A 23,325-nucleotide genomic window follows, 5' to 3' on the forward strand; every position below is an offset into this window, starting at 1 on the left:
TTCCCGAAGTAGGCGACCAGGTAATGGTGAACTTTGTCCACAGCCATCCTGACCGTCCATTTGTAATGGGAGGAATGTTCCATGGTGGAGTTGGTTTAGGAGGAGGAGCAGACAACCGTGTAAAATCTATTCAAACCAGAAGCGGACATAGAATTGTTTTCACAGAAGATGAAAGTATCATCATCACAGATAAAAGCGGTAACGAGATCCATCTGGATACTACGGGAAGCAACATCAATATCACTGCACCGGAAACCATGACGCTGAACTGTAAGAATATGAACATTAATGTAGGTGAAAACATGACTACAACGGTGGGAATGAATAAATCTGACAGTATAGGGCTGAACAATACTGAGAGTGTTGGAGCTATGAAACTGACTTCTGTAATTGGAAATGCAAGCACATTTATCACCGGAAAACTTACCGAGATTATTGAAGGTGATGTACATAGTGAAACCAAGAAAGAGCGAAATGAGGTGAGTGAAAAAGATATGAATATCCAATCCGGAAAATTCGTTCATAAACACGCACAGGCAGAAGTACAAAACAATAGCGGCGAGAAATCAAAAGCCCACTAAGCCATGAGCAGAACGAGAATTGTAAAAGGTACTTATACCAAGATTTCTCAGGAAGGTCATAGCATGTATTCTAACGAGAATATTATCACCACCGCCAGAGCTGCCATTACTGAAACCGGGGTCAGTGATGGGTTAAGTTTTGGAAACCCATCAAAACCATCTGCCGGAAAAGTGGTGGCTAAATGTATGGTGAAATTCAGACCTCATGATAAGTATAAAGATAATCCTGATTTTGGCTTTGACTGGCTAAGAGAAGGCGATTCAGGACAGTTGGGAGATAACTGGTTCGGAACGATCATGGGAAAATATTATGAGGCTGATAATGTTACAGTTTTTAAAAATGGGAACAGCTGGAATACCAATTTCCACAAAGATCCCAATATGTATGATAAAAAGCTGAAAAGCTACAAAAGTCTTTCCATTTCCTGGAAGAAAGTCAATAAAACACCTTACCTGTATCCAATACCGGTTCTGACATTACTGAAAGGAAAATCAGCATTGTTAACCCTTAAAATTGAAATTAAAGAAAAACCTCAAAAGCTAACTTTTGAGTTCAAAGATAAAGAAGCAGAAAAATATCTGTCATTAAACCTCAAAGAGATCGGAGTGATTAAAGTAGGGAAGTATGACAAATCCAATTATCTGAAAATAGCCTGTAAGGAACAGTTTTCCAAAGAGCAGATACTGTATGTAAAAGCAGATGGAGAAATCTGTGGTGCATTAATCATTCATCCTAATTCAGCGGCTCATGTCAAAAAGATTTCTGCTCTTTTTATTTCCGTAAAAACTGATATTAATGATGTCATTAAAGTGGGAAAACCAAAACCGGGCAGTCAGCAGTATTTTACAGAATGCCTGAATCAGGCGTTGGTATCTCCAACTATTCAGAATTCTTTCTCTATTGACTGTACGGGGAATCTTCTGTATAATGCATTCAGATTCAAGTTTTGTAAAAAGATTGATGGAAAGTATTATATAAACAACTCTAGTGGCTTAAGAGACTACCTGGAAGAGAAATTCCGGGATAAATATGGCAGTCAGTATGATTCGTATTTCAAAGTCTTTTTTATAGAAGATATATATCCCGGGTGGAAGAATGGTAAGATTTCTTCATACACTAATGGCTTTTCATTTTTTAATACCACTTTTACGGTTCAGTTCTATACCCATTCAAAAGAAACGGTTGCCCATGAATTAATGCATGCATTAGGATTGCCTCATACTTTTGATGGAAATGTTCCCGCCAAATATACCTATGAAGCTTATAAAACAAATAATCTTATGGACTATTGTCATCATATACAAATCCCAAGAATAAGTGTTTTTAAATGGCAATGGAAAGTGTTGAATTCTAAAATTATGCTGTAATGAAAAAATTATTAATTTACCTTTCCATATTATGTTTTGTAATATGTACCTGCCAGTCTAAAAAAGAAGAGGCTCATAAAAATAATAAAACGAGTACCATGGTTGAAAAATTTGATTTTGCTTTATTTAAAAAATATCAGGAAAGCAACGGAACATTGGAGCTGAAAAATGGATACACTGTTTTATCTATGTCTGCTCCGGAAAAGGATGAAGCAGGAACTTTGGAAGAATTACTTCCTAAACCATCATTCCTGTATGTTTACAAAGAGTTTTATCCTAACGGGAATCTTAATAAAAAAGAAACCAGAATCAGTGAAACTGTGAAAGTAGAAAAATCCGAATACTATGACAAAAACGGAAATCTTGAAAAAACGGTAGATGAAGATCAAAACTATGGCAAGATCAAGTACCAGGATGTATTGAACTTTCTTGATAAAAAAGGATACATTAACCTTAAAACAGGAGCAGGAAGGCTAAATGATGACGGAACCAATAAATATGATATTGTATACGACCAGGATATCCCTGTTTGGAATATTATGATTATGCAGGGAAAAAGACTTTCAGAAAAAGAGCTGATGGAAATCATGAAAACCTCTCCTGGTGAACCTAGTGCCTGGAAACCTGTTGTTTATCAGATGGATGCCAATACCGGTAAAATCATCAGTGAAAAATAATAATTGAGATCATTACAGAAATTTTAATGCCAGTAAACTATGAGTAGGACGAGAATTGTAAAAGGTACTTATACCAAAATATCTCAGGAGGGGCACAGTATGTATTCCAGGGAAAACATTATTACTTCTGCCGGAGAATCCGTAACTGAGACAGGGGTAGAAAAAGGGGTAAAATATGGAGACCCCAAAGATTCCCCTAAAAGAGAAGGAAGAATTATTGATATTCTTATGTTTGTCGCTGGAACTACAGACCCTGGAAATACTGAAGGAACGAAACATAAGGCCAATACAAGCTATTGGAAATATATTGATGAAAAGACCAAAGAAGAAACAAAGGAAAGTTTAAATAATTTATGGAATAAAATCAAGGAACTTAAACCTCAATTTAATGATTTAAATATCGAAGGAGATTTTTTCAGTTGGTCTGGTGACAATGATACCAAGGAAAGAATCAAAGCTTCTGAGAGATTATTTGATCTGCTGTTAAGAATGTATCCTGGCTGGAAAAATCAGGAGGTACATTTGCATCTCATTGGTCATTCACATGGTGGTAACGTCATTAATCAGTTTACAGAGCTTATCTCCAGTAAGGATATGATTGCAAAATCCAGTATTTTGAAACCTCGTAAGATTACAGAATTCCCTAAAGAGTGGAAAGTTAAAAGTATTACGTATTTATCAACTCCTTTTTTCCAGAAAAAACATCAGTTGAATCATGGAAAATTACATAAAAACTGTAAGATCATTAACGTTCATAATGAGTATGATCTGACCCAACAATTGATTGCAGACTTCAGTTTGACCAATTTAGAAGGCTTATTGAAGTCTTTTCAAGTGAATAAATTTAAAAAAGGTATAGAAACATTGAAAGATGTAGATAAAGATACTATTTTAACTTATCTTAAGGGGATAGGTCTTCCCAATAGCCATAAGAAAAGAGCAATTCCGGCATGGAAAGAAATGGCAAAAGCTTTTTTGGGAATGAATATGATTACGAGAGAGTTTATCAACTATATTAACTCTCTAAAAATTGAAAATTCTAACCTGCAAAAAGAAAAAGATTCGTTTGTTAGCCTTTTAAATAGTCTTCTGCGATGGACCTATGATGTGTATAATAATTACAATGCAGGCATAGCAAAAGGGCATGATAAAGTAACATGGGCACAAAATTTAAATCTGACACAGGGGCTGAGTGTTTTAAATATTTTGTTTGACATTAAAAGCAGTCCAAAGGATAGTTATCTCTTAAACTTATTAGCAGGTTTATTTGGAGAAAATAAAGGAATCACTGATAGTATTGATGAAACATCCTGGACGCCTAAAAAGCAAACCAAAGCACTGTCCATTATAGATGTACCTATATTTGAAAGCGATCCCTATAATTCCAGAAATAAAAGAAAAGAATTTGATGCTTTTTTAAAAGGAGCACAAGGTGCAGTACAGGCCCGGGAGCTGGAAGATTTGCTGATGAGGTTATTTAGCCAGTTTATTAAACCTTCTATGTTGGCTTTGATAGTAATCACAATTGATCAAGTACTTGAACCTTTGGTTTTTGGAAAATTAGATACAGAAATTACAAAGTTGAGAAAGAATTTGGAAGTGTATTCGAAATTTGTAGGTAAATACCATGCTTATTTGGTGACTTCAAAAGATGAAGAGGCATTCGCCAAAGACATTATGAAAGCGCCGGGATCTCTTTCCTATCTGGCTATGGCATCCCATAGTTTAAGTCATACCCAATTATGGAAAAAAGTGGAAGATAGTTTAAAAGACGTATTCAGTTCAGGAAAAAATCCAGGATATAGAAAGAAAGTATGAAAAATATAACGCAAGTCATTGGCAAAACGCTACTCGTTTTTTTACTGTCAAATGTAATGGTAACTGTTTATTTTATATATAGTTATAGTAGTATCATTGAATCTGTTAATGTAGAACTCATTGTAAAAATAATAAAGCAGTTTGGTTTGATTATAAGTATCCCCACTACTATTTTATTTGTTCTTATGGATATGATTCTCATAAAAATAATTAAAAATATCTGGGCTTTATATTTGATCCGGATTATTGCTTTTTTAGGATTACTTTATATAATGTGTCTGATTTTTTCTGTTTATATTATAACCAGTGCTTTAATAGATAATCCTTTGGCTAAATAAATTTTACTGACAAAGTCTTATTGATCAATAAAAATAAAAAATGAAAAAAATATCATCATCCATTGTTATATTCATTCTCTTGTTCAATGTTAATTTATATTCACAGAATGTTAATAAAAACAATTTTACATCTCTGATACAGGAAGAAGTGGGGGATCTGAATAATGATAAATGCAATGACAGGATTATGGTAGAAATGGATATAACGGATAAGACGCAACCATCGAGATTGCAAATATTTCTCTCACAACCCAATAAGAAACTTCAACTGGTTGTTTCTTCTACGAAACTTATTGAGGGGCAATACCCTAGCCGTAAAAATGGAGAATATAGTGGCAATAATGTTCCGGATTTTTTTATTGAAAATGGAAAATTAATAATGCTTACTGATATTGATCACCGGAAAAGCAGCTATGAATTCAGACTGAATAAAAATAATTTTGAATTGGTAAAAATATCACGGGTAATATGGGATGGAAAAGATACGACCTTTGAAACTGAAATTAACTTATTAGCAGGAACTAAATTAGAATTTGAGCAAGACTTTGGTCCAGATAAAAAAAACATAAGGAAAAAAGCAATAAAAATTAATTCTTTACCAAAAATCCAGGATTTAAGTTTTTCTGATTTGGAAAAATTTTAAAACTTCTGATCTAATCTGTAATTTGTATTTATTTTGGAAAGCCACTGGAGTGCAATTCTTTCATCCGGGATATGTAGTTGATGTTAAACAATACAACGCAGAGCTGGTAACGGCAAAAGATGAAAAAGAATCAAGGATATGATGAAGCGACCGGGAACAGTACCTTCCCTTCAAAAGCTTAATAAAAAACTAAATGACTATTTCCAATTCAAAAACTATTCTGTTAATAGGATTTATTTTCATATGTTTTAGCCTGGTTATCGGTTGCTATTCAGGTGATCCGAAGAGGGAAGAGAACAATAGAGAGGTAGAAATATTTAATGAGACAGAACTTTATCCGGATCAGAGAACAGCTTATTCTAAAAAAGGAAATAGCATTCTATTTTATTCCCCAACTTCAGATCATAGCCTATATTTAACAGCCGACCTGGATAAACATATCCTTACCCTAAAGGACCCGGAAGCAATGAATCTTGCAGGATTATTAAAAATCAATGATTTCAAATATATTGTACCCAAAAAATATGCAGATTTTCACAAATTTGCACTCGGAGCAGCGGGAACAGGCGGTGGAGAATTTTTTACCCATATAGAATTGAATAACCTGGGGCTCATCAAAACCATGGAAATAGATGTTCCGGAAGGTAAAAACAAATATCTGTATCAGTATAACAAATATGGGCAGCTTTTGAAACTAGCTAAAGAAAGAATGTTGCTAAATAAAGTTTTGTTGGAAAATAGGTATGATGAAAAATCAAGATTGATTTTCAGAAAGCAGGACGATGAAAATTTTAAATCAGAGATAACTTGGGTGTATGATAAAAATGGCTATATACAGAAAGAAAATGCCTGGGAGAAAGAAATAGCTCCCAATGGAAACGTAATCAAAGATGAAACAAAAATATTTTTCTATGAGTACAACAACCTGGGACAATTGATAAAAAAGTATACTCAAAACCGGAATGATGTGATTGAATATACTTATAACAATGAACATAAGCTGCTAAGTACCCTTGAGTATTCAGGCACTATAGACAAGGATCATCCTGAAAAGATCATCAACCATTTTCTTAAAAAAACATACACCTATCTTAAAGAGGAGGTAGTTGAAGCAATAAGCTATGAATATAAAATTACAGATTCCACTGTTTTAATTAACGGAAAATGGGCAACAATGTCCATTGAAGAACAAAAGAAGCAGGCATGGGATAAACTGAAAGATCAGTCCGCAATTCCTTTACAAATTATTGAAACAGAATACTCTTACCAGCCTTCGGAAATCAATATTGTGGCTCATGAATATAGCATTTATAGTAATTACAACGGACAAAAGGGACAAAGCAAGCTGCTTATTGCATCAGATTCCATGAAGTACAAATTTGATCGTGGTGGTCGGATTATTAAAAAAGAAAACTATAATGCTGATACAAAGGAAATGGATGCTCAGGAAATTTTCTACTAAAATATGGGATTATTACGGATTATTTTGTAATAAAAATATTGGTTATATTGTACCACTCATAAAGGAGATCCATTATCTTCACAAATAAAAACCATGTTATCAAATTAAACACTAATGAACAAAATCACAGATCATTTTAAATACTTTTCAAAACTATCCGCTGTTTTTATCTTCAGCTTATTTAAAATTTATACCATAGGAATCCTTTCAACGGTTATTACATTTTCTTTGGGAATCTATATAATGGCCGAAAGTTTAGGCTCATCATTAGGACACAGTGGGGCACTTGCATTTCTGTTGGTAACAGTAATGGCCAAACCTTTGTCTGCTGGGCTTTTTTATCTGTTAATGATTGCAGCTCCCTTTTGCATTGCTATTTTCTCCACGAAGTATGGGATGTCAAGAATCATCAGCAGACTTGTTCAGGATCATTCCAAAACAATTTTAGTTCCATTTATTGATAAAGTGGTTGGCAAAATTAAAAACAACCAGCCCGTGGTTGTACGCAACAGTGCAGATTATGCATTGGCAAAAGTAAGGCTGGTGAATGAATTTAAAAACAGCTCAGAAAATAAAATCCTTAAGCGTGTTTTAGGATATGCTTTGAACAAAGTAAAATTTGATGAACTGAATTTAGAAGATGAAAATGTAGACTTTTATGACATCATCAAAACCACACTGGTTGAAAAATTACACGAACTGGCAGAACCTTCAGCCATGATTTTTTATATCTATATCGGACTTCAGTGGGTAAGCCTGATCCTGCTATATTTTCTGGATATATAAGGAAAACCAAGCTCTGGAGAAAGAAATACGGGATTTTATGATCTATTTAAAAAAGGAGAAAGGATAAAAAAGAACCGTTATTACTTCTCTAATTGAAGAATTAACTATCTTTATCATATTTAGAATAAAATATTTAATTTTAGCAAAATAAAAGAACCGCTTTTGATTTCTGAATCATCAGCAATAAAAAGTACAGGTTTACAAAAGAACATCAAATCATCTGGAAATAATAGTAAACAGAACGCAAATATTAATATAAGAAAAATTATAAATGGGAGTACTAGTAACCAACGAAACAGTAAAACAGCTATTTCATATTGCTCAGTCGATAGCGAGGGAAAATTATAATGGCACTTACGGAGGTCCGCATATTTTGCAGGCCCTAATGCATAAAGATATTGGTCTAAATGAATTTTTAAAAAGTATAGATAAAGATCCCGGCTATTTCTACGAATGGGCAGATGTGCGTATTGAAGAATATCCTAAGACCAGTCATCTTCCTGATGAAGTAGGCCAGGATGAAGCGGTAGATACTCTTATAGAAGAAGCCGATGATATCCGTTTAAAACTGGGACTGGATGAAATTACTCCGATCTGTATTCTTACAGCTATTGTAAAACCTCAGGTAGTATTTTCACTTCAGCAGCTGAAGTCATTACCACTGAGAGAACATGATATCTTCAACCTGTATAGAAAAGATACTCCGTTTACCGTTTCTGAAAATGGAGATTTTGCATCATTATTCTCTAACGGCTCAGACTTTACAGATTTGTCTCTTCCATCCATTAAAAGCTATTGTGTAGACAGAACAGCACAGGCCAGAAACGGAACCCTTGAAAACATTATCGGCAGAGATAAAGAACTGAGAATGTTGGTAGAAATCCTTTGCCGAAGAAGCAAACCGAATGTTATCATCATCGGAGAACCGGGAGTTGGAAAAACAGCCCTGGTAGAAGGGTTCGCTATTGAAATTACAAAAGGAAATGTTCCGGAAATGCTTAAAAACGGAACCCTTTTAGAACTGGACACCGGAGCATTATTAGCAGGAACCTCTTATAAAGGAGAAATAGAAGACCGTCTGAAAAAAGTAATCAATGAATGTAAGAAAATTGAAAAAGCAATTCTTTTCATTGATGAAATCCATACCCTTTTAGATCCGAAAGGAAGCATCGGAAACGTAGCCAACCTTCTGAAACCTGAACTGGCAAGAGGTGAAATTACGGTTATCGGAGCAACTACTCAGGAAGAATACAGAAAAATTATTGAGCCGGAACAGGCTTTCAATCGTCGTTTTGAGGTATTAACTGTAAATGAGCCGGATGAAAAGACTTGTGTAAAAATGATTGACGTTCTCCTTGAAGGCTATAAAAAACACCACGGTATTGAAGTGGAAAAAACAGCCCTTCCGGAATGTGTACGTTTAGCCAAAAGATATGCAAAAGGTAAAAAATTACCGGATGCAGCCATTGATTTGTTAGACAGAACCATGGCAGCCATCAAAATGCTGGACGAACTTTCTGAAAAAGAACTAAGCAGCTGGAAAGAAAGCTATGATGCTATTTTGAAAGAAGAATTCCTTGATAATAAAGATAAAGCAGACGAACTGATCTGGACTTATAATTTATTAAGAGACAAAATAAGCCCTATTTTATGGGGATCATTGAGTGAACAGCCTGCTCTGGATAACTCAATGCCAGTAGATCAGATCCAAAAGATCATTGAAGATACCTATGCAGAGCTTTTACAGCATGCTGCTAAAAAAAGAGAAAAAGTAGACCGGCTTGAACTGGCTGCTGTAATGGCTGCTAAAACCAATATTCCAATCGGGAAAATTCAGGCACAGGAAAAAGAAAAGCTTCTGAATATGGAGTCTCTTCTACTGAACAGGGTAGTAGGTCAGGATCACGCATTAAAAATCCTTTCCGATGCTATTGTTGAAAACCGAAGCGGATTAAACAAACCGGGGCAGCCAATTGGATCTTTCTTCCTTTTAGGACCTACCGGAACCGGAAAAACAGAGCTTGCCAAATCAATGGCAGAACTATTGTTCAACGATGAGAAGGCCATGGTTCGTTTTGATATGTCGGAATTTAAAGAAGAACATTCAGCAGCGTTACTATATGGAGCGCCTCCGGGATATGTAGGATACGAAGAAGGAGGGATGCTGGTGAACAAGATTAGGCAGCAGCCATATACCGTTGTTTTATTTGATGAAATTGAAAAAGCCCACCATTCCGTGTTTGATGTATTTCTTCAAATTATGGACGAAGGAAAAGTACATGATAAACTTGGAAAAGAAGGAGACTTCAGTAATGCTTTGATCCTATTCACATCTAACATCGGAAGTGAAGAGATTGTAAAACAGTTTGAAGAAGGAAAAGTTCCTGAATCCTCCTCACTGATGCAGATTATGTCAAACTCAGGAAGATTCAGACCGGAATTCTTAGCCAGAATTACAGAGATTATTCCTTTTGCACCAATCACGGAATCTATTGCAGAAAGAATTTTCAACATTCAGTTAAAATCACTTCATACTTCATTAACAAGATTAGGAATTGCTTTAAAGATTACTGATGAGGCAGTGAAAAATCTTGCTCTTGGTGGATTCAGCAGTAAATATGGAGCCAGACAGATCTCCGGAGTAATCCGTGCACAGCTGGCAAGACCTATTTCCAAAATGATCGTAAGAGAAGAAGTGAAATCCGGACAGACTATTCATGTAGACTGGAATAAGGAAGAAGAAAAATTAAGCTGGAAAGTAGATTAATTAGAAAGTAAATAGCAAAAAGGTGAATTTTATCAATTGGCCTTTTTGCTTTATAAATAACATTAAGATGAAAACCATCGTCAGAAATATCTTTACAGGCGTAATGCTTTTGGGAACAGTTGTTTTAGTAAACGGGCAGTTTCTTGCTGCATCAGATACCTCAGAAAGCAGTGTGCGAAAATATCAGGGAATCATTAATTCCAACAAAGATCTTGTTGAATTTATTGAACAATTACTCCTTCAGAAAGGGCTTCCCAAACATTTAAGAAACTTAGCCCTTATTGAATCCCATTTTGATAAAAATATAACCTCCGGAGCCGGAGCAGTAGGAGTATGGCAGCTGATGACAGCTCATGCCAATCAGTATGGTCTTGCAGAACATCAACGTACAGATGTGTATAAAAGCACAAAAACAGCAGTTATTTCCCTTGCTAATTTGTACAAAAAATATAATAACTGGGTAACAGTAGTGGCTGCTTATAACTGTGGTGAAGGAAATGTCGCCAAAGCTATGCAGGCGGCAGGCTCCAGTCAGTACCACGAATTCTCTAAATACCTTCCTGCAGAAACCATCAATCACGTGAAAAAATACCTGAATGCCTGCTATGCAACAGGAGAACTTCAGAGTGTATTAAGTAATTATAATTCTGCAAGGATCAATAAGGTGTTCTTTGAAGATGGAAACAGAAAAGCAACCAGTGAAGCACTATCAGAAACAGAGATCAATGCTGGGTTTAGTCTGAATGTAATAGCGGATGAGCTGGATGTGGAGGTAGATAAAATTCTTGCCTGGAACCCGGGAATTACAGAAGAGTTGCAGAAAAAAGGTGAAAGTTCTTTTTATCTTCCTACCGACTTGATGCCGGATTTTCTTCTCAGAAAGAATAAAATACTTACCAGATCAATCAAAGAAAGCGCAGGAGCTGGTGCAGGGGTACAACCTTAAACCAACCAACAATATGTATAGTAACCAAACCTATTTACGGTTTGGTTATTTTTTTTGATATGTTTAATCTGTTTAGTATTCCAAAAAAGATAAAAATCGGGGTTGCCTCATATATTCGTTACAAAGAATAGAATTTTTTGAATAAAAGAGATAAATTTTTAGATTTTATAGGTAAGAATTTGAGTGTTTTATTTTCTCATTTTCTCATTTTAAGAAAAAGTTAATATATGTTAATTTTTCCTTAAAAAATATTAATATTTCTCATTGGTGTGTAAAATATTCCATCCTGTCAGTGTTTTGCGAGTTTTTAAAATTCCTTTCTGTATAGCAATTAAGTGGAGTTATTAAATCCAATGTCGTAGAATTACTACAAAAAGTCGTAGAACTACTACAATTTTTCAGATTTATAGTTAAAAGTTTTTTTTCCGAAAAAAGACCCTCTATATTTGCTACACAATCACTGAATCACAAAATATTACTAACGATTAAAATTTACAAATCATGGCAGAAAGAAATTCGAGAGGAATCTTAAAATTCAACAACGGAGAAGGTCAGAAATTATTAAAAATGAACTACAGCGTATCAAGATCAACAGACGTATCAGGACGTGTAGCTTCAGACCCTTCTAACGCATTAATCAAAGTTACAGTAGAAGCTACTGAAAAATCAGACATCCTAGAAAGCTTATTGAACGGAAAATATAAGCCGACAGTAGGAGAAATTGTTTTCAACAAATCTCACGAAGAAGGAACTCTAATCACTTTAAAATGGGAGAACGGATACGTTATCCAACATGAAGTAGATTTTGATGCCATCGACAGCAACAGTATGCTGATCAGCTTCGTAATCAGTGCTGAAACTATCGACTACGGTACTTCTCAATACGCTGGACTGTGGCCTTCGGCAGGTAAATAAGCCTATTCATCATCTTAGTAAAAATAAAATTGGTACAGGACAGTGCGCTCGGAAGAGTATGCTGTCCTGTTTTTATATAAGGACATAATAGATTTTAAGAATTCATTTTTTTTCATAAGCATATTTTGTAGATCTAACCTTATATTTTTTGATTCTGTTGCTGGATAATCAGCAGTTTATTTAATTTTTAACTTAAACACAAGCACTATGTTTCAGGATGACAAAACAATTAAAGTAGATAGCCCAAAGACTGATCTGAAAAGCAGCAAAGAGCAGTTGAAAAATGCGACGGAAAATGTTGCTAAAAAAGCAGAAGAAAAGGTGAGTAAAGCGGGCGATAAAGTGATGAAAGCTGTAAAAGCAGGACAACAGGGCATGAGCACTGTGCAGGGAGCCAATATGTTTATGAACCAGACTTTTGTTCCGAACAATCCTTCTATCATTGAAAAGAAAGTGTGGGCGAAACAACCCACTTCAAAAATACATAATGCCGAAGCCATTCCTCAAAGTATTATTGCCGGAATCAACCGTGTGGTAAAACTGGATGTGGTTATTGAAGGGCAGATCATCAACCATTTTAAACATTTTAAGCTGGTACAGAGTGCTGCCAAACATCATGAATTTAGCCTTACACTGGCTCATGATACACTGGGTAGCGTAGAAAACCATAATCTTCAGGAAGCACAGAATTTTCTTGGAAAAAGAATCACTGTTGTTTTTAAATATAAAGATATCATACAAGGGGCTGAACGTAACTTCGTGGGAGTAGTCACAGAAGTAGGTTTCAGCCAGGAAAAAGGAAGTCTTGGAAATATTGTTCTTAAAGGATATAGCCCTACAATACTTTTGGATGCAGCACCTCACATTCAGAGTTTTGGAGGAAGCCAGCCGATGAGTTTGAACAGTATTGCGTATCATGTTATCAGTGAAGGACTGGGACATAATAAATTCGATTTCAGAGTAGATGCACAGCATGGAAATGTTTCCTACAGCTCACAATACGAAGAAACACACTATAATTATCTGGCAAGAATGGCAGAAGCTTATGGTGAACAGTTTTATTATGACGGTGAAGTATTGCATTTTGGAAAACTCCCACCTCAGGAAAAACCAGTAAAACTTACGTACGGAAGCAGTGTAAGCGATATTGCGATCAAAATGAAAGCTCAGCACGTAAGCCCTAGTTTTTATGGCTACAACAGTAGTAAAAATGAAAAAATGACGGGTGGAAGCTCAAAGATCAGCCATACCTCGGATATTGCAAGACGTGCTTACGAAATATCAGAAAAAACCTTTACCACTCCATCTTTAAGAGTCGCTCCAATAAAAGCCACCTCTTTTATGGATATTGATGCTTCTCAAAAGGGAACTGCGGGAAGTAAAGCTTCAGAAGTTTTTATCACTTCCGGAACTACCACCGTACCTTTCTTATATCCGGGATGTACTGCAGATATTGAAATGCGTAAATCCGATAGCAATGAAACTTCTTATTTTACCAAACTAATGATTATCGAGGTGACCCATGAGGTAGATGCCAGAGGATATTATGACGGTAAATTTGAAGCTATTGCTGCAGATACGGGTTATATCCCACGTCCGGAATTTGAAACGCCAAGAGCAGAAGCCCAGTTTGCCAAAGTAGTATCCAATACAGATCCTCAAAATCAGGGAAGAGTTCAGGTGCAATTTGACTGGCAAAGTGGTCCGGATATTACAGAGTTTATCCGTGTCATGTCTCCTGATGCCGGAAGCAGTGATAAAGTAAGCAAAAACCGAGGATTCATGTCTATTCCTGAAGTAGGAGATCAGGTAATCATCAACTTTGTACACCAGCATCCAGACCGCCCGTTTGTAATGGGAGGAATGTTCCATGGAGGGATTGGCGCAGGTGGTGGTGCCGGGAATAATGTGATGAGCTTTAGCGGAAGAAGCGGCGCAGAATTGAAATACGACAATGGCGCAGGATCTATGAATCTTAAAGATCAGGGCGGCGCTAATATGTTCTTTGATGGAGCAGGGAATGCTGAGACTAATGCTAATAATAACAAAACGGTCACTGTAGGAAATGACAATACAAAACATGTTAAAAATAATAATACAACAAATGTAGGCTGTAAACATACTACAGATGTGGGAGAAGGACAAAGTGTATTGACAATGGGAAAAGATGGTGTTATCGATTTAAATGGAGCCCAAAAAGTAACATTGAAAGTCGGAAATAGTTATATAGAAATAACAAGTGATAGTATAAAATTACAAAGTACTAATGTTACAGTAAGTGGCTCCTCATCAGTAACTATTGATAATTCAAGTGATACAGGCTGTTCACTTACTAATATATCATTAAATCCAAGTAATATTTCTATTACGGCAACAAAAGTAGAAATTAATTAAATGAAATTTACACAATATAAAATACATAAAGGAGATACATTAGAATCAATTGCAGGAAAATATGAAATTTCAGTAGAGAATTTAAAGTCCTTTCACAATTCTCACTGTGGTTTTGCAAGTATGATAATTTCAGATAAACTGCCTATTCAGTTAGAATATTTAGTCATCAATCCAATTGCCTATAAAGAAGCTATTAATAAAATGGATAATCCTGAAGAATTGAATTTTAATCAAAGTGTCAGATACCGTTGTGAACAATTAAATATTAGCAGAGTAAATAATGAGACAATTACTCTCTCAGCTAGTACTTATTCAGAGTTTTTAGTCCAGAAAATGGATCATACAGATGTGTTTAATGTTACTTTAACAGACTTTAATTTCACTGTAGATCCTGTTATATATGAAAAAGGGTTTTTATTTGCTCAAAAGCTAGAGAAATTAAGGTTTCCAATAACTTTTAATATCTCGGAAACAGGTTTCATGAATAAAATATTTAATCATGATGAAATAGAGAAAAAGTGGATTAAATTTCGTGATTTTGGTTTAACTAATGATGAGGTTTATAAACAACTTTCTTCACAGGCTCCAAAACAGGCAGAGGATATTATTGTAACTGGGAATAAGGAGTTTATGGAAAAGAAAAGTTTATCTAAAACAATGGATAAAAACTTATTTTTTCATATTTTCTTTAGAGCATATCAGGGAGGTAATTTAAAAGATTATGAGTTAAGTCAATTCTCACAATTATTTCCAAATATAGATTTAAAAACAGATGTTGTGAAGTCTATAGTTACTGAGGATGAGCGTTTTGCTACTTATCGTCTTGTTGGAACATTAAATAGAAAAGGATTATCTGAAGAGGGGCTCAAGGAAATGTATGATAAAATATATAAACCAGCTATTAATTACAGTTATACAGAATTTGATTTTGTATATCGTATAACTTATACAATAGATAAGAGTTTTAATTTTGTAACAGATGCTAAAGCATCAATAGCTGAAAAAGTTAAAAATAATTTTGAGGTGATTACAGAATATAAAATTAAAAAAGTAGAACTCTAATATATTTAAGATCTTTTTTGAAAACTATGAATAAAAAAGAGAATAGTAACTATATTGAAATGTAGAAAAGAATTTTTAACACCACATAAACATTAATTTATTTGATATAAAAGTATGAGTAAAAATGAAGTAACATTATCAACCTTTAATAGTAAATATACTTTTTGGGCAACATTAATTACAATATTTATTTTGTTTCCTATAGCAATATTATTAATTAAAACTTTGCATATTAAATATACTGTGAATCAGACACAGCTAATCATTGCAGTACTAAGTATAGTTTTTGGTTTTTTAATTATTGTGATGAAAAGTACCATGCAAAAAATTTCTTTTATAAAATCTGAGAATAGTTTCTATTTGAAAGATGATAAAGGAAATGAAGTTCATTTACCAGATAATACAACTTATAATATTTATAATTATAATTCAAGAAAGGCTTTTATGTTAAGAGTTACTACACAGTCAGGTACAAAATATTTTTTGTCGCCAGATATGAATATGAAGTCTAATATTGAAGGTTTTTTTGGAAAGTTTTTAAAAAAAACTTCAAGTAAAGATTTTTATGTAAAGGCTTTTCCAATTGTAATTTGCTTTGCTTATGTTATTATAAGTATAGTTTTAGTATTGTATGTATAGATAGAAGCCGTTGGTAAGCTTATTTATTAGTTTAATTTTAATTTCTATGTTATGTCAGTTTCGTTTATTCCACAAGATAAAGTTTATGCAGTTTGTACTTATCAATTAAGTCCTTCTCCACAAAAATTCTCCTATAGCAGGGAAAAACCTAGTGTTTTTTATCAGAATACAGATCAGCCAGTTTTAACAGTTGATGATAAGAACCTAATGGAAGAATTTAAATGTAAATCTCCTGCCAATATGATCGGTTCTTTATTAGCATTTGGAGCTGGGCTTGTTTTATTTGCTACTGGGCCAATTGGTTGGGTGATTGCGGGTGCCATTGCAGTTGTTGCTATTGGTGTTACCATAGCAATTGTTACTCACAAATGTACTGATCCTCTAAAGGGTGGCAATTGGTTTTTAGCTCATAATAGTGTGAAAATTAATGGATCTTCAGCTATTACAAGATCATCGATATTAAAGTGTGGTAATAGTGGAATTCTGACACCTTTTTTTGATAAGGCAGCAGCAGAAGATGCCGCAAGCTCTATAGCTATTAAAAACGGATTTGAATTAGGAATAAATATTGTTGCTTCTGCTGGAGCTGGATATTACTTACCTGCTTCTTTTTCTGGTTGGGGTGCCGCTTCTATTGGTGGTAGAGTTTGGCTAGCTGGTGGAAGATTTATTGCTGGATATGGTGCTTTTAGTATTCTTAATTTTGGATTTAGAGGAACGATAAGAGGAATAAATGAAAATTTGGGAGATGTGAAGGATAATACGACATATGACCAAATGAATAACCATAAAGAGAATGTTACGGATAGTAAAACTGGTAAAACGGAAGAACAGGATATAGACGGAAATACTTTGTGGGGTAAACCTTCAAAGCCAGATGATTTTGTACAGGATTCTGGCGATATAATTGAAGTGAAAAAGGAGGGACCTTGGTATAAAGTCTCTTCATATAAGAAAAAGAGTGTTATGGGGAAAATTACAACAGTAGTTACAACAACACGAATTCATAATAGTAATAAAGCACTACTACAACAACTTGAAAATTTAGATGGTCTTAATCGTCAGCAATTAAGAGCTAACCCCATAGCTCAACAATTATTGGCTGAGCTGAACAGTGGTAAATATCCTGAATGGAAAAATGCATCTACATATTATAATAGCGGACGTATGAATCCAAGTATGATAGATGATGGAAAGAATTTAATGACAGAAAATACAAAATCTAGTTTGAATAATTTAAATTCCAGTTATAAACAGGGAATATTGTTTCTTATTCCATTTATTGGAACTATGTTCTCCGAAGCAGCAAGGGTCGATATAGCACAGGGCATGGCCGCTGATTTGGCCGCTGAACCTAACGGAAGTAGTTTGGTTGCCGGCATCCCTGTAGATTAAGAGTATTTATTAAACTTATCAAGAATATAGTACATCTGATGAAAATAGAAGTCAGCCAGTTTCTATTCCCTATTTTGCTTTAAGAAAAATAGATTCTCCTGCCAATTATTTTTTGCTTTGGATAGATATATGGAAATTTAATTATTCGAAGGTTATTGCATTTATAGTTTTATTCTGTCCTTTGCTTTTTGTTTTTCTTTATTTAAAACTTACAGATAATAAGGAATTTAAATTGGAGGATTTTAATACTCAAAATAAAACTGTAAATTATATATATATCATGTTTATAGTGTGTTTGTTAATTAATTTTGTTGTTTAATGAAAAATTATATTAGTATTATATTAGGAGTTATTGGATTATTAGGAATTGTAGCGATTGCAAAAAATAAAATTTTTACAAGCCCTAATGATGATTTGTATGATAAAGGTTGGGCAGAATATAAAAATGGAGAGTTTCAGAAATCAATAGGTACTTTATCAGGTCTAGATATTAATAAATATCCTAAAATTACTATGGCTCTTGGTGATAGTTATTTTGAAATGCAAGATTATAAGAATGCAGAGAAATATTTGAAAATTTCCTATGATAAGCATTTATTTAAAAATGATGATGAAAAGAAATTGCTAACCAATATGCTAGGTATTTGCAATATTGAATTGAAAAATTTCAAAAATGCCAGGTCTTATCTTGAAGAATCAGGTAAGTTGGGTAATCCAAATAGTAAAAGAAATTTATATATTTTAGATTCTTTAGAACAAATAAAAAATTATAAATAAAATTTTTAAAAAAGCTATTTCTCATTTAATACCTTAAGGAAGAATATAAAGTGATGTTTAAAAAGTAAATGAAAGGATCAAAATTTGGATATATTTTAGGATTGATAATAGGAATTCCTCTTTTTGCATGGGGAGTTAACTATTTATTTTTTTAAGGAAATAATGCAGAAGAAACTGAAGTCAATCAGTATTTACAGAATAGTAAAATCGAAACTTTACTGTAAATAAATGGCTTGGTGATAGAAATGAGCAATATATAGTGGCTTTACAAAGAGGAGCTAATTCTGCTTTTCTTGAATGGTTTACTTTTTATGATAAAAATAAAAGAAGTACTTCAATTTATATATGTTTAGTTATTTAGAAGATAATCAACAGGGATGCCAAAGGGTAAGTGATTTAATGCATGTTAAGGATAATACTACATTTATAGCTTATGTTAATCAAGCTCAGCTTAGGAATTCTAAATATGGAAGTAAGGAAAATCCAGTACCTGCTTGGGGAAAAGATTTATTACAATATAATGGGAAATGGCCAAATGGTGATATGAGTGATATAGAGCGTGAGGCTAAAATATTTCATATAAGCGCCGAAACAAATTCTATATTTATTCAACAGTATCTATCCCGTTTTATGCCTAAAGAAGAATATAAAATGATGTTTAATAAATAAATGAAAGAACTAGTCAGTGATAACCCAAAATTTTTGTGAGTCTGATATGTCTAACAGTATTAATAGTAATGGGAACATAGTCCTATGAAAAGAATAAACACTACAAAATTCCATCTTTTTACACTATATTTTGGCTTAACTTATTTTTTATATTCTTTAATCCTTACAGGCTATGATTTTTTCCATTTGAAACATGAAAATTGGCTTCAAGCTGAAAACCAAACAACAATTTACTCCAGTAGTAGAAGTACTACTGTTACTTATAATTTTGTCAAAGATGAAATAAGAATCAGTAGAAAGTATCCAGGAATTTTTGAAGGACTCAATACTTGGTTTTGGAGAATTGATAAAGAAAAAAATAAAATAGATATTTCTTTTTATATTCGTCAAAAAGATAATGAGAGAATTAATAATAAAGAAATAAGACACCGAACAGACATTTTTGGTGGTGAGCTAAATGAAATAGAACCTATTCCTTATTTTGGATTAAGAAAAATACATTTGAAACCAAATAAGCTACTTTTATTTTTAGATATTTGGAAATACAATTATTCTATTTTAATTGCTTTTATCTTACTTGTATTGCCTTATATAATCATCTTTATAACAAAGAAAATTTTTAAAGTTTCATTACAGGAAGATAAAGACTCGCAATTAGAGCATAAAATAGGTGGAATGATGATTTTATGTTTTATTCTTTTGTTTGTCAACTTAATAGTTTAAGATATGAAAAAAATACTACAAATAATTTTAGGAGTAATTGCACTTGGCTTTTTAATAGTGATTATTAAAGACAATTTTTTTACTGATTCCAACACAAAGTCATATCATGATGGTTGGGATGCCTATGATAAACAACAATATGAGATGGCAATTTTCAATTTTAATCATGTTGATACATCTAAAAAACCTGACGTGTTAGTTGGGCTGGGATCTTCGTACCTAAAAATTGGTGATTATAGAAATGCAATTCAAAATTTACAGAAAGCTTATGATATTGGCTATGGAATAGGAACTCAAGATTATGAAAAGGTTTTGATTTCTTTAGGAATGAGCTATTTGTATTCTGGAGATCTTGGAAAAGGCAAGCAATTTTTAGAAAAAGCCAGACAGTTAGGAACTTCTGATTTGGAAATTAATTTTAAAATATTGGATTCATTGGAACGGAATCAAAAAATAAAATAAGAGACCTGCAAAAGGTCTTTTTTTTTGCTTATGGTTTTTAGCTAACACATGAATGAAAATAGATGAAAAATCAAACAATAAAATTTTGCTTTGAAAAACTTATTTAAATTTATCTTTATTATTGCTGGAATAGCAGGTGCTATCCTTATCTATGTTATTGCAAAAGACACTTTCAAAAAAAACGATTCTGTTTTTAGGGATGGAATTTCTTATTATACTAATGGGAAGTATGAAGCTGCAGAACAGATTTTTCAAAATGAAGCAGAGCAAGGCAATAAACAAGCTTATTCATACTTAGGCCACATAAAATTAATCCAGCGTAAACCAAAAGAGGCTGAAAAATATTTATTGTTGGCATTAGAAGAATTAAAAAACAATCCAGATATATCAGTTAAGCAAAGTATATTGTTTAACTTAGGAAGTACTTATTTGAATCTAAGAGATGACTCTAAAGCTAAGATGTATTTAAATGAATCTTCTAAATTAGGAAATAAGAGTGCAGATCAATTATTGAAAAAGTATAATTTAAATTAACAAGTTTTATAGCTACGAAGGTTAATCTATGAAAAAATCAGCAATAGGTTACATAATTGGACTTGTAATAGGAATACCATTATTTGCATTAGGAGTCAACCATTTCTTTTTTTAATAAAATAATGCATAAGAAACTGAAGTCAATCAGTATTTACCAAATAGTAAAATCGAAACTTTTACTGTTAATAAATGGATTAATCAAGGATATGAACAGTATGTGGCTGGTTTACAAGGAGGACTAGATAAAAGTGGCTTGTGGAGCTGTCTGGGAAGCTGTTCCGGATTAAAAAGGAACATTAATTGTCGGAAGAGATGCTGTGATTGGGAAAAGGATTTGTATAGGAAATGGTTGGTGCGGTAGTAAATGGTGGATTTGCAATAAAATAATGAGAAATATAATATTCACAATAATTCTTTTGTTTCCTTTAGTGCTTACAAGTATTATATTAAGTAAAGTTACCAGGATTGATTCTAATTTAAAATTAATGAGAGTGCAGCCTGTTCTTAAAGATAATAATCGGGAAAGAATAATTATTGATAAACACGCCAGCAAAAGAAGAATATACTTCTATATTGCTGATAATAATTCAAAGATAATAAAGTACGAAAGAGATTACAGAGGATTTATATCTGACTGGAGTATTCTTTTCAATAATAATAAATTGGAGACAAACAGTACGATTTCATTTTATTCAGAAGTGAATCAGAAAAGTAAGTCAGAAGACAGTATACCATTTTTCAGTATAAATAATGAGAAAAAGAACTTTTCTTATTATTTTGATATTTTTCAATATATTAAAAATCAATACTTTTTTTTATTGTTAATTGTTTTTTTTATTTATGCTTTTATTGGTGGTGGTGGAATTGATCGCTTTGGAGGAATTACTCAATATAAAACTATAGGTATCTTATTTGCCTTAGATATTGCTTATTTTTTATTATTACTGTTTTGGTAACTTAAACTAATTAAAATTAATTAATTACTCTTTTCTTGCCTCAATAGTTGAGCGAGCGAAAAATAATTTTGAAATTAATTACTGAATATAAACAATTAGAAGCATAATATGCAGGCTTTTTATGGAAGAATCACGGAAACTGGGTAATCCATATAGTGAAAGAAATTTAAACATTCTGGATTCTCTGGAGAGAAATCAAAGTAAATAAATTTATTATCTTAAGCAGAAAGAAAAAAACGATGATAACCAAAACCAATGAAAGACAGAGTATTTAGTTTCCAGGGCTTGGATTTCAAAACAGAGCTGAAACTTGCACTGGTATTAATTATTCCCGGATTATGTACCATGCTGGGAATTTTATTTGGCGGCGATCTGCTGTTTCCCAACATTCATTTTCTAAAATCAGTGACTTTTGCCAGTATTATGACTATTGGAGTATGCATGATTACACTCAAGCAATTAAGCAGACTCGTTAAAGAAAAGACCTGGACCATCAATATAAAAGATAATCATTTTCACATTACATTTAGAAATCTGAACTATCAGTTCCATGCATCTGAAATTAAGATGATCAAAAATCTTGGTAATACAGGTTTACGCTATCTGACAATTAAAACAGCAGATCATACCATCAAAATAAGAGTAGGAGACACAGGACTGGCTCCTTTTTCATCACAAAAAGACATTGATGAGGTGGATGCCTTTGTTCAATACATGAAACCTTATATCCATAAAAATTTCAATAAGAAAGAGCTCAGAAATATCATCAATACTACCATCATTCCTAACTTCGGAGTCTATGTTGTAAAAGGAGAAAAAATAAAATATTCAATCATCAATAAAATGCAGCCATGGCAGGTTGTTTTATTTATTTTAGGGATTGCAGGAGTGGTGATGATGCTTTTAATGACCGGATTTTTCTATTATATTGATCATAAGTAATACTAAAGAAAAACGATTAGGATGAAAGTTTTATTATACATTGCATTTATGGTCTCATTTGGATGGCTGCTTTTCAGGCTACCCGTACTGTATCCAAAAAATAAAGCTTTACGTATTACCGGATTGGGAATCATTGCAGGTTTTTTGTTTTTTATAATAGCTCCCTTGGCATTTTTATTATACGCTACAAAATTTGATCGTGGAATTCTGATCTATGAAAAACAACTTTTTAATATCTGTTTGGGAATTATTTCCCTGTTTTTCTATAGTTTCTTTGTTTTGCTATTTACAGAAGTGATCTTAGATAATATACTCATTAGGTTCCATCAGGTACATAATGCGCAGAATCTGGATAAAAATCCTGTAAAATTTGTGATTAATAACGCAGACAAAATAAAAACAGGATTCAAATTGTTTTTTCTGCTTGGTGGATTTCTTGTATATTATGGAATTTGCTTTGGAGCTTAGCAT

Annotated in this window: 22 protein-coding genes and 1 pseudogene; all 23 read left to right on the forward strand. The window is 33.1% G+C overall.

Annotated elements, in window-relative coordinates; all coding sequences use genetic code 11:
• Positions 1-581: pseudogene (locus J2772_RS23545) on the forward strand (Vgr family protein); the annotation flags it as partial.
• Positions 582-584: 3 nt separating this feature from the next.
• Positions 585-1,949 carry a hypothetical protein gene (locus J2772_RS23550; RefSeq protein ID WP_209921366.1) on the forward strand — a complete coding sequence of 455 codons (1,365 nt, stop codon included), beginning with the start codon at positions 585-587 and terminating at the stop codon, positions 1,947-1,949.
• Positions 1,949-2,626 (forward strand): hypothetical protein, encoded by a 678-nt coding sequence (locus J2772_RS23555; RefSeq protein WP_209921368.1) that lies wholly within the window; start codon positions 1,949-1,951, stop codon positions 2,624-2,626. Before J2772_RS23550 ends, J2772_RS23555 begins: the two co-directional genes overlap by 1 nt.
• 39 nt (positions 2,627-2,665) lie before the next feature.
• Positions 2,666-4,444 carry a hypothetical protein gene (locus J2772_RS23560; protein WP_209921371.1) on the forward strand — a complete coding sequence of 593 codons (1,779 nt, stop codon included), beginning with the start codon at positions 2,666-2,668 and terminating at the stop codon, positions 4,442-4,444.
• Positions 4,441-4,782 (forward strand): hypothetical protein, encoded by a 342-nt coding sequence (locus J2772_RS23565; RefSeq protein ID WP_209921374.1) that lies wholly within the window; start codon positions 4,441-4,443, stop codon positions 4,780-4,782. The genes J2772_RS23560 and J2772_RS23565 overlap by 4 nt, the downstream gene beginning before the upstream one ends.
• 187 nt (positions 4,783-4,969) lie before the next feature.
• Positions 4,970-5,425: a hypothetical protein gene (locus J2772_RS23570; protein WP_209921377.1), complete on the forward strand. Its 456-nt coding sequence runs from the start codon at positions 4,970-4,972 to the stop codon at positions 5,423-5,425.
• Between the two features lie 193 nt (positions 5,426-5,618).
• Complete coding sequence (locus J2772_RS23575; RefSeq protein ID WP_209921379.1) at positions 5,619-6,887, forward strand: hypothetical protein; 1,269 nt, start codon at positions 5,619-5,621, stop codon at positions 6,885-6,887.
• Positions 6,888-7,001: 114 nt separating this feature from the next.
• On the forward strand, positions 7,002-7,673 hold the full coding sequence (locus tag J2772_RS23580; protein WP_209921382.1) for a hypothetical protein: 672 nt from the start codon (positions 7,002-7,004) through the stop codon (positions 7,671-7,673).
• A gap of 271 nt (positions 7,674-7,944) precedes the next feature.
• Complete coding sequence (locus tag J2772_RS23585; protein WP_209921385.1) at positions 7,945-10,440, forward strand: ATP-dependent Clp protease ATP-binding subunit; 2,496 nt, start codon at positions 7,945-7,947, stop codon at positions 10,438-10,440.
• Positions 10,441-10,507: 67 nt separating this feature from the next.
• Positions 10,508-11,386: a lytic transglycosylase domain-containing protein gene (locus tag J2772_RS23590; RefSeq protein ID WP_209921388.1), complete on the forward strand. Its 879-nt coding sequence runs from the start codon at positions 10,508-10,510 to the stop codon at positions 11,384-11,386.
• 501 nt (positions 11,387-11,887) lie between these two features.
• Positions 11,888-12,301, forward strand: coding sequence for a type VI secretion system tube protein TssD (gene tssD / locus J2772_RS23595; RefSeq protein ID WP_045493904.1), 414 nt, complete (start codon positions 11,888-11,890; stop codon positions 12,299-12,301).
• Positions 12,302-12,508: 207 nt separating this feature from the next.
• A complete protein-coding gene (locus J2772_RS23600) occupies positions 12,509-14,695 on the forward strand; it encodes a type VI secretion system Vgr family protein (protein WP_209921391.1) in 2,187 nt (728 codons plus the stop codon).
• Positions 14,696-15,757 carry a LysM peptidoglycan-binding domain-containing protein gene (locus J2772_RS23605; protein ID WP_209921395.1) on the forward strand — a complete coding sequence of 354 codons (1,062 nt, stop codon included), beginning with the start codon at positions 14,696-14,698 and terminating at the stop codon, positions 15,755-15,757.
• A 114-nt stretch (positions 15,758-15,871) separates the two neighbouring features.
• Positions 15,872-16,396: a hypothetical protein gene (locus J2772_RS23610; protein WP_209921398.1), complete on the forward strand. Its 525-nt coding sequence runs from the start codon at positions 15,872-15,874 to the stop codon at positions 16,394-16,396.
• Positions 16,397-16,447: 51 nt separating this feature from the next.
• Entirely contained in the window at positions 16,448-17,791 is a 1,344-nt protein-coding gene (locus tag J2772_RS23615; RefSeq protein WP_209921401.1) for a hypothetical protein, read from the forward strand.
• Positions 17,792-18,109: 318 nt separating this feature from the next.
• Positions 18,110-18,568, forward strand: a complete 459-nt coding sequence (locus J2772_RS23620) for a tetratricopeptide repeat protein (RefSeq protein ID WP_209921403.1) — start codon at positions 18,110-18,112, stop codon at positions 18,566-18,568.
• A 345-nt stretch (positions 18,569-18,913) separates the two neighbouring features.
• On the forward strand, positions 18,914-19,237 hold the full coding sequence (locus J2772_RS23625) for a hypothetical protein (RefSeq protein WP_209921405.1): 324 nt from the start codon (positions 18,914-18,916) through the stop codon (positions 19,235-19,237).
• 84 nt (positions 19,238-19,321) lie between these two features.
• On the forward strand, positions 19,322-19,960 hold the full coding sequence (locus J2772_RS23630) for a hypothetical protein (RefSeq protein WP_209921409.1): 639 nt from the start codon (positions 19,322-19,324) through the stop codon (positions 19,958-19,960).
• Between the two features lie 3 nt (positions 19,961-19,963).
• Positions 19,964-20,422, forward strand: a complete 459-nt coding sequence (locus J2772_RS23635) for a tetratricopeptide repeat protein (protein ID WP_209921412.1) — start codon at positions 19,964-19,966, stop codon at positions 20,420-20,422.
• Between the two features lie 90 nt (positions 20,423-20,512).
• A complete protein-coding gene (locus J2772_RS23640; protein ID WP_209921414.1) occupies positions 20,513-20,956 on the forward strand; it encodes a hypothetical protein in 444 nt (147 codons plus the stop codon).
• A gap of 386 nt (positions 20,957-21,342) precedes the next feature.
• The gene (locus J2772_RS23645; RefSeq protein ID WP_209921417.1) at positions 21,343-21,912 is read left to right on the forward strand and encodes a hypothetical protein; all 570 of its coding nucleotides are present in this window, start codon (positions 21,343-21,345) and stop codon (positions 21,910-21,912) included.
• A 255-nt stretch (positions 21,913-22,167) separates the two neighbouring features.
• Positions 22,168-22,854 (forward strand): hypothetical protein, encoded by a 687-nt coding sequence (locus J2772_RS23650; protein ID WP_209921420.1) that lies wholly within the window; start codon positions 22,168-22,170, stop codon positions 22,852-22,854.
• Between the two features lie 21 nt (positions 22,855-22,875).
• Positions 22,876-23,322, forward strand: coding sequence for a hypothetical protein (locus tag J2772_RS23655; protein ID WP_209921423.1), 447 nt, complete (start codon positions 22,876-22,878; stop codon positions 23,320-23,322).
• Positions 23,323-23,325 lie beyond the last annotated feature (3 nt).

The organism is Chryseobacterium jejuense (assembly GCF_017877355.1).
In the GTDB taxonomy this organism is placed as follows: Bacteria; Bacteroidota; Bacteroidia; order Flavobacteriales; family Weeksellaceae; genus Chryseobacterium; species Chryseobacterium jejuense_A.

What these genes read in the sequence shown, in the direction of transcription:
- J2772_RS23555 (WP_209921368.1), top strand. Translation starts at nt 1,949, where the DNA reads ATGAAAAAATTATTAATTTACCTTTCCATATTATGTTTTGTAATATGT.
- J2772_RS23615 (WP_209921401.1), top strand. Translation starts at nt 16,448, where the DNA reads ATGTCAGTTTCGTTTATTCCACAAGATAAAGTTTATGCAGTTTGTACT.
- J2772_RS23590 (WP_209921388.1), top strand. Translation starts at nt 10,508, where the DNA reads ATGAAAACCATCGTCAGAAATATCTTTACAGGCGTAATGCTTTTGGGA.
- J2772_RS23560 (WP_209921371.1), top strand. Translation starts at nt 2,666, where the DNA reads ATGAGTAGGACGAGAATTGTAAAAGGTACTTATACCAAAATATCTCAG.
- J2772_RS23610 (WP_209921398.1), top strand. Translation starts at nt 15,872, where the DNA reads ATGAGTAAAAATGAAGTAACATTATCAACCTTTAATAGTAAATATACT.
- J2772_RS23575 (WP_209921379.1), top strand. Translation starts at nt 5,619, where the DNA reads ATGACTATTTCCAATTCAAAAACTATTCTGTTAATAGGATTTATTTTC.
- J2772_RS23630 (WP_209921409.1), top strand. Translation starts at nt 19,322, where the DNA reads ATGAAAAGAATAAACACTACAAAATTCCATCTTTTTACACTATATTTT.
- J2772_RS23550 (WP_209921366.1), top strand. Translation starts at nt 585, where the DNA reads ATGAGCAGAACGAGAATTGTAAAAGGTACTTATACCAAGATTTCTCAG.
- tssD (WP_045493904.1), top strand. Translation starts at nt 11,888, where the DNA reads ATGGCAGAAAGAAATTCGAGAGGAATCTTAAAATTCAACAACGGAGAA.
- J2772_RS23655 (WP_209921423.1), top strand. Translation starts at nt 22,876, where the DNA reads ATGAAAGTTTTATTATACATTGCATTTATGGTCTCATTTGGATGGCTG.
- J2772_RS23600 (WP_209921391.1), top strand. Translation starts at nt 12,509, where the DNA reads ATGTTTCAGGATGACAAAACAATTAAAGTAGATAGCCCAAAGACTGAT.
- J2772_RS23565 (WP_209921374.1), top strand. Translation starts at nt 4,441, where the DNA reads ATGAAAAATATAACGCAAGTCATTGGCAAAACGCTACTCGTTTTTTTA.
- J2772_RS23620 (WP_209921403.1), top strand. Translation starts at nt 18,110, where the DNA reads ATGAAAAATTATATTAGTATTATATTAGGAGTTATTGGATTATTAGGA.
- J2772_RS23580 (WP_209921382.1), top strand. Translation starts at nt 7,002, where the DNA reads ATGAACAAAATCACAGATCATTTTAAATACTTTTCAAAACTATCCGCT.
- J2772_RS23650 (WP_209921420.1), top strand. Translation starts at nt 22,168, where the DNA reads ATGAAAGACAGAGTATTTAGTTTCCAGGGCTTGGATTTCAAAACAGAG.
- J2772_RS23605 (WP_209921395.1), top strand. Translation starts at nt 14,696, where the DNA reads ATGAAATTTACACAATATAAAATACATAAAGGAGATACATTAGAATCA.
- J2772_RS23570 (WP_209921377.1), top strand. Translation starts at nt 4,970, where the DNA reads ATGGTAGAAATGGATATAACGGATAAGACGCAACCATCGAGATTGCAA.
- J2772_RS23585 (WP_209921385.1), top strand. Translation starts at nt 7,945, where the DNA reads ATGGGAGTACTAGTAACCAACGAAACAGTAAAACAGCTATTTCATATT.
- J2772_RS23625 (WP_209921405.1), top strand. Translation starts at nt 18,914, where the DNA reads ATGTTTAGTTATTTAGAAGATAATCAACAGGGATGCCAAAGGGTAAGT.
- J2772_RS23645 (WP_209921417.1), top strand. Translation starts at nt 21,343, where the DNA reads ATGAGAAATATAATATTCACAATAATTCTTTTGTTTCCTTTAGTGCTT.
- J2772_RS23635 (WP_209921412.1), top strand. Translation starts at nt 19,964, where the DNA reads ATGAAAAAAATACTACAAATAATTTTAGGAGTAATTGCACTTGGCTTT.